Below are 6375 nucleotides of genomic sequence, written 5' to 3'. Positions count from 1 at the left end.
GCATCAAAAAGCAGCAGAGTAGGTTGAACACCTGGCTCAGTTTTAGATCGGCACACCCATCAAAAGTGGCTCAGTTTTCGGTCGGCGCCAACACTCGGGCGCTCCTTTGGAGCTGGGCAGGCGCTGGAAGTGGCGGGTGTATTTCGATCAACAAGGGGTCTTGGTTGAGCGATTCGGCATCAGCCATGTCCCGGCATGGGTGGAGCAGGACGGCAAGCGTCTGCGCATCACTGAAGTCCCGCCAAAGTCGTGAGGTCAAACCATGAAGCCGTTCAGCATCTTTCAACTCACAGAAGCACTGCACTTGCGTGTCATCAGGCGGCTGGATCCCAGGTCGCATGATGACCTGGTGCAGCTCTACGAGCTGCGCAATCAATCTCGCGCACTGAATCCCCAGCTCATGCTCATCGAGCCGCTATCGCTTGGAAAGTGGATCGTCAGGAAAGCTCTGGTCATCGTTGGTTTGATCGGCATCGCATGGGTGTTGGCCGCACTGAATGCTCAAGGTCTGAACACGTGGGGCTTTGAGGATGCTGCTGAAGCATTCGCGAAGTACGTCCAGGTGACTGGCGCGGCTGGAATGAAGTCGGACTTGTCGAACTGCATTGCCATCGTTCTTGCGTTGGAAGGGGTGATCGCCGCGGTGTTGCCTGGCTGGTTCTTCAACTGGCAGAACCCTGTGGACAACATGGTTCAGAGGCGCTTGGTTGAACATGAGACGAAACGTGCCCGTTCGCGAGCCACTCCCGCCAGCGGTGGAGTGTTGGCATGAGGGGTGCACTTGTCCGATGGCTGTTCGCGCTGGGTGTGCTTCTGGGAGCGAATAGTGCCCAGGCGGGGCTCGATGCCGCGCTGTGCCAGGGCAAGTTCATGAATCCAATCACCGATGTTTGTTGGGAGTGCATTTTCCCAATCAGTATCGGCGCGGCACAAATTGCCATCGGTGGTCAGGATGATATCGAGAACCCACCGTCGCCAATTTGTTTGTGCCAGTTGGTTCCCCCCATTCCAGGCCTGTCCATCGGGTTTTGGGAGCCCGTAAAAACGCTGGAGGTGGTTCGGGCTCCATATTGCTTGGTGAGCCTTGGTGGCATCAGCGTGGATGCTGGCATACCTGCGGTTGCACACGGGCGTGAATCGCGCTTTCGGGATGAAGCCAATGGGGGACCTGGTTGGTCCGTCTATCAGGTGCATTACTTCGACACGCCACTGCTGTACGTGTTGGATGTCGGCTTTGACAGCATGTGCCAAGCGAAAGGGTCTATCGACCTCGCGTACATGACCGAGCTGGACCCCATCTGGGAAGACGACGAAATGGCATCCATCCTCAACCCGGAGGCCATTCTGTTCGCAAACCCAGTGATGATGCTGACTTGCGTTGCGGATTGTGCCAAGGCCAATGTGAACTTTGGCATCAAAGAGATGTTCTGGTGCGCGGGGTGCAATGGAATGATGTATCCGTTGAATGGGCACATCCAGTACCAAGTGAGCGGCACGCAGGGGTCAAGCCTTCTGATGCAGCGGTTCATGTTGAAGATGCACCGTCAAGGTCTGGCCAAGCGGTATCACGGCTCACAGGCTCTGTGTGGTCCGGTGGTGGATCCGATCATGGACAAGCGTGCGTACAAGACGCACATGACCTATCCGATTCCATACACAAGTGGGTGCCAACCACTTGGCCGAACGACGGCCATATGGGGCTCTGGCCGCGAATACCCGTTTAAGGGTGAAGACTTTGCTTACCTGATGTTCCGCAAGCGCAATTGCTGCGCATTCTGATTTTTGAGGCACAGACATGAAATTCCAAACGATGTGCTTTGTGGTGCTGGGCATGGTGAGTCAGATTGCGCTGGCCCAGAACAAGGCGGCTGAACTTGGGAGCGAGTGGGTCATGCCAAGCGCGGGCGCAATTGCCAATGCTCCCAAGCCGGTGATGCCGAAGATTGACCTGCAGCAGGACAAGTCAAATCCAGCCAAAGCCAAGCTGGACATCGAGGCGTTGATGAAGCAATACCAGGGGCAGCAGGCCCTGGCGCAGGCACAAAAACCAGGGGATGGTCGCCCACAGGGCTTGCTCGCATTCGTGAGCTTGGGCATGCCTGACGGCAGCATCAAGAACATCATCAGGCAGGCCAGCATCTGCGGGGCCACCCTGGTGATTCGGGGCTTCCATGATCGCTCTCTGACGAAAACAGCGATGAAGATCAAGGAGGTGATGGGCGATGCAAAGGTCGCTTGGAAGATCGACCCGAAGTCATTTGCTGCGTACCAGGTGACCGTGGTGCCGACCTACGTCCTGACTGGGCCAGGCGCCAGTGATGCTGCCTATTCAAAGCTGGCGGGGGATGTTTCGTTGGAGTCGTTTCTTGAGTCTGTGCAGCTCCAGGATCGGCCAATGGCCGCAACGGCTCAGACGTACCTCAAGAAGCTACGGGGGGCGATGTGAGAGCGACAACAGCCGTTCGATCCATCTTGGCCGCAGCCTTTGCGGCCTTGTGCGTTCATGGGCTTGCTGGCACACCTGAAGACCAATTCAACGCTGGCAAGGCGCTGGCGGGGAAGATGATGGGGGCGACGTCGCCCGGCATCTCGGATGGAAGCGCTGCAGCAGGGCTCAAAAGTTCCATGCCTGGGTACACCGAAACTCCACCGGAGATGGGGTTGTACGGGAATACGAATGCGATCAACAGCCAGGCAGCAGATGCGCAGACGGCGTGCTCTGGACCAGGCCCAAAGAGCCCAAAGTGCGCAGCCCTCAAGCAATCACAAGTCGTTGTCCCGAGTGGGTATATCAAAATTGATAGCCCGGTGTTGAAGGGGAAAGCCGCTACTGATAATCCAGTGGCATTCGTCGGAGACATTCAAAAACAATACTCTGCATGCACGGTCACGGACGCAACAATTACCGCTCCAGCAGAGTATGTTGAAAAAAGCTGCTCCGTAAATTTCAACTATTGGGCGAATGCTGCTGTGTGCACGAGGACACGGTCTGTCATGCCTGAAGGCGCCATCGAGTGCGATGCAGGCCAGGTCATCGCTACGGCAAATGTATCAAAGGGTGGGCCTGACCAAATGTATGTTCAAGTGCTGTGTCCAGCAGGTAGAACAGACGGAAAAATGACCTTTCAGTTCTATGCCGCAGGAGGAAAGGGCGCTTGCGCAGGGTGGCAGAGCGCAGACGTTGACATGGTCAATCCTCCCCCTAGTTACAGCTATATGGGGAGTGTCAGCCCGCACTGGGGCGGCGGATGCAGAGGCGTCAATGTTTATCAGTACGGCATGGGTTGTCCTGATGGGTTGAGCTATTGCAACAAAGTTGTTCGATTTGAATGGCCCGGAAATGGTGTCTGGGAAGCGAACATGACATTCAATAAGCCAAAAAAGCTGACGGCATACGACAATATCGACGGATGCAGCACCTTCGAAAATAACATTCCATCGTCGGCGCAACGCCCAGACGGACAGGTCTCGCTAAGTGCCGACCAGATGCTGGGCATGGGCGCGATGATGGAAAACAAGAGCTACTGCTTCCGATCCGCAAGCAATTGCATTGAGGGGCCAGAGACTAGGCTCATCAAGAGCATTCCGGTGTATCGGAGCTGCTGGAAATGGAGCAACCAATACGAGTGTGGTGATCGGCTTCCGACATCTACTTGCGAGCCATCTACCTTGGCAGGCTGTACACCAAGCGGGAATTCATCATGCACCGCAAAGAATGCTGCAGGAAATTGCCTGAGCCAAAGTCAGCCATACATGTGCGAAACGAAAGCGGCTACGGTATCTCCCGCAGTGACTTGTGCAGATAGCACAACTTTCTGTGAGGGAGGGTCTTGCTACGACCAGTCTTACACACCGAATACGGGATTTGGTAAATCAGTGGCGATTTTGGAAGCGACCCGTCAAGCTTCAAAAGACTTTAGTGCAAATGGCGGGAATCCCATCATATTCGTTGGGAAGCAATTCAAGTGCGATAAGCCAATTGCAGGGTTGATTGATTGCTGCGATTTGGACTCGAAGCTGGACCCAGTGAATCCTTTGCCCGCAGATATCGCAAGTTTTGCGTGCAGCAGCGAGGAAAAGGACCTTGCGATTAGGAAGGTCGAAGGCAAATGCCACGCAATGGGTGAGTATTGCTCTTCGAAAACCGTGCTGGGATGCTTGCGGAAGTCAGTTAATCATTGCTGCTTTGGTTCCAAGTTGGTCAGAATTATCCACGAGCAGGGGCGCCCTCAAATCGGTCGTGGATGGGGTGCCGACAAATCTCCGGATTGCTCTGGTCTGTCTATCGAGGAAATCCAGCGCATGGACTTTGCAGCAATGGATTTTAGCGAGTTCATTAAAGACATCAAGGCAACAATGCCTAATTTGCCTGCGGCTCAAAGCGGAGCAGCAGCTAAATCAAAGAATTGCTATTACGGGGCTGGGAAATGCTGAAACTCAAGTGGTTTATTTATTCACTTCTTGTGTTGACCTTGTCTGCGCATGCCGCTCAGGAAGAGGTTGAGCAGAGGCATGCCATTGATCGCGGGCAGGAGGGGTGGTTTTGGTACAAGGATCCAAAGCAGGCGAAGAAGCCAGCACCTGAGGCAGCGCAGCCACCCAGTTCTGTCCCAGATAAGCCTCCTGCAGCGAAGCACCCCGCGCTGGCAGCTCACGAAGCGCTCCAGAAGGAGCTGACTGAGAGCATGCAGATTGCCGTGATGGAGCCGACCGAAGAGAACATGAAGCACTTTCTTGCCGTTTGGTACGAGGTGCGCAAGAAGTCCTCTGATTTTGCCGACATCGGTCGCACTGTTGCTTGGGCGAACCCTCAGTTCAGCCGTGTGCTCGATGGTGGGCGCCCCACCAACCCTGTCGCAATGCGAGTGCATGACCAGGAGAAGACCAACGTGGCAGAGCAGCGAGTTGTTTCGCTGGCCAAGACGCACGGCATCTTCTTCGTGTTCCGGAGCGACTGCAAGTACTGCCACGCGTTCGCCCCAATCCTGCGGGAGTTTCAGGAAAAGTATGGCTTCAAAGTTTTGCCTATTTCCCTTGATGGGCAGGGCCTGCCTGAGTACCCTGACGCGAAACAAGACAACGGGATGGTCGCCAGGCTGATTGCTGACATGCGGCTGAAGCCAGGTGAGTTCCGGACGCCATTCACTGCACTTGTCAGGCCGGAGAAGCGAGAGCTGATGCCCCTTGGGTTTGGCGTCATGTCTGGGCAGGAGTTGGTGGAGCGCATCGACAAGGTTGTTGAGGTTCGGGCAGCGCAGGTAGCAAAGCAATAGCAGGTAGAGAGCCAGCATGAAAAAGACAAGCACATACAAGAAAGCAGTGCTGGCCACGATCGCGGCCAGTCTGGTGTTCACGCCTGGGGCATACCAAGCCAGTCAAGCGGCAGCGCTGGATACGCAGATGGAGAACATGTTCAAGTCCATGGGCGGCATGGCCTCGGTCAATGGACCTGGATCCTTCCGAAGCCAGTCCATGGGCGTGATCAGCGGTGGTGACATTCAGTGGCGAATCCCTTCAAGGAACTACCAGCTGGTCAGCATGCAGCTGCCTTCCATTTCGGCGGGTTGTGGCGGCATTGATGCTCGCTTGGGATCGTTCTCGTACATCAACGAGGACAAGTTCAAGGAGATGCTGGAGGCAATCGGAGACGCCACGGTTGGCCTGCTGTTTCAGGCTGCGCTTTCATCGTTGAGTCCTCAGCTCAAGGGGGTTCTGGACACCCTGGAATCCATCTCTCGGTTTGTGAACAAGGCCAACGTCAATTCGTGTGAAGCGGCCCAAGAGCTGATCATGGGCGCAACAGGCGTGATCACGCAAAGCGATACCCAGAAGTGCATCATGGGCGAGCTGATGAAGGGCGTCGATTACAACAAAGCGCAAGGGAACTGCAAGTCAAATGCGGCATCTTTGAACGTCGCCAACGCAGCCAATCCAAAGACAGCGCAAGTCGCCGCCAGGGACACGAACCTGATGTGGGATGCCTTGTCCGGCACCTCCCTGACCTTGGCTGAAAAAGAGCTGCTGATCAACCTGGTGGGCACGGTTGTTCGACGGGCGGCAAAGTCGGACACCGAAGGGGCCAGCGTCCCACAGGTCATTGATCCCTCCATCACCAGTTTGAAGCTCCTGCTGGAGGGCAACCAAGATGCGCCTGGCGGCAAGGTGACGATCAAGAATTGGTGGCGCTGTGCTGGCGACACGGCTACCCCGCCGCCCGACAAAGCGTGCGTGAAGATGGTGATGGATCCCGCAGGTGAAACGATCGAATCTTTCCCACAGAAGTGTTGGCGCCGACCGAAAACTGAGCCACTTTTGATGGGTGTGCCGATCTAAAACTGAGCCAGGTGTTCAACCTACTCTGCTGCTTTTTGATGC

Annotated in this window: 6 protein-coding genes; all 6 read left to right on the top strand. The window is 55.5% G+C overall.

What is annotated here, in order from left to right; translation table 11 throughout:
• Positions 1–262 precede the first annotated feature (262 nt).
• The 6 genes from EV672_RS18480 to EV672_RS18770 are packed head-to-tail and all read left to right on the top strand — an operon-like array spanning position 263 to position 6333.
• Positions 263–772, top strand: coding sequence for a hypothetical protein (locus EV672_RS18480; RefSeq protein WP_133611407.1), 510 nt, complete (start codon positions 263–265; stop codon positions 770–772).
• Positions 769–1779 carry a conjugal transfer pilus assembly protein TraU gene (gene traU / locus EV672_RS18475; RefSeq protein ID WP_133611406.1) on the top strand — a complete coding sequence of 337 codons (1011 nt, stop codon included), beginning with the start codon at positions 769–771 and terminating at the stop codon, positions 1777–1779. Before EV672_RS18480 ends, traU begins: the two co-directional genes overlap by 4 nt.
• Positions 1780–1795: 16 nt before the next feature.
• Entirely contained in the window at positions 1796–2446 is a 651-nt protein-coding gene (gene trbC / locus EV672_RS18470) for a type-F conjugative transfer system pilin assembly protein TrbC (protein WP_133611405.1), read from the top strand.
• 26 nt (positions 2447–2472) lie between these two features.
• The gene (locus EV672_RS18465; protein WP_133611404.1) at positions 2473–4434 is read left to right on the top strand and encodes a conjugal transfer protein TraN; all 1962 of its coding nucleotides are present in this window, start codon (positions 2473–2475) and stop codon (positions 4432–4434) included.
• Positions 4428–5273 carry a conjugal transfer protein TraF gene (locus EV672_RS18460; protein ID WP_133611403.1) on the top strand — a complete coding sequence of 282 codons (846 nt, stop codon included), beginning with the start codon at positions 4428–4430 and terminating at the stop codon, positions 5271–5273. Before EV672_RS18465 ends, EV672_RS18460 begins: the two co-directional genes overlap by 7 nt.
• Positions 5274–5289: 16 nt before the next feature.
• A complete protein-coding gene (locus tag EV672_RS18770) occupies positions 5290–6333 on the top strand; it encodes a conjugal transfer protein TraH (RefSeq protein WP_166643641.1) in 1044 nt (347 codons plus the stop codon).
• Positions 6334–6375: the final 42 nt, after the last annotated feature.

Origin of the sequence: Aquabacterium commune, from assembly GCF_004362855.1 — a bacterium.
In the GTDB taxonomy this organism is placed as follows: Bacteria; Pseudomonadota; Gammaproteobacteria; order Burkholderiales; family Burkholderiaceae_C; genus Aquabacterium; species Aquabacterium commune.
The sequence above is the reverse complement of the archived record's forward strand: the minus strand, read 5'-3'. Positions and strand labels throughout refer to the sequence as shown.

Excerpts from the sequence above, each read along its gene's own strand:
- EV672_RS18480 (WP_133611407.1), top strand. The coding sequence starts at position 263 with ATGAAGCCGTTCAGCATCTTTCAACTCACAGAAGCACTGCACTTGCGT.
- traU (WP_133611406.1), top strand. The coding sequence starts at position 769 with ATGAGGGGTGCACTTGTCCGATGGCTGTTCGCGCTGGGTGTGCTTCTG.
- trbC (WP_133611405.1), top strand. The coding sequence starts at position 1,796 with ATGAAATTCCAAACGATGTGCTTTGTGGTGCTGGGCATGGTGAGTCAG.
- EV672_RS18460 (WP_133611403.1), top strand. The coding sequence starts at position 4,428 with ATGCTGAAACTCAAGTGGTTTATTTATTCACTTCTTGTGTTGACCTTG.
- EV672_RS18770 (WP_166643641.1), top strand. The coding sequence starts at position 5,290 with ATGAAAAAGACAAGCACATACAAGAAAGCAGTGCTGGCCACGATCGCG.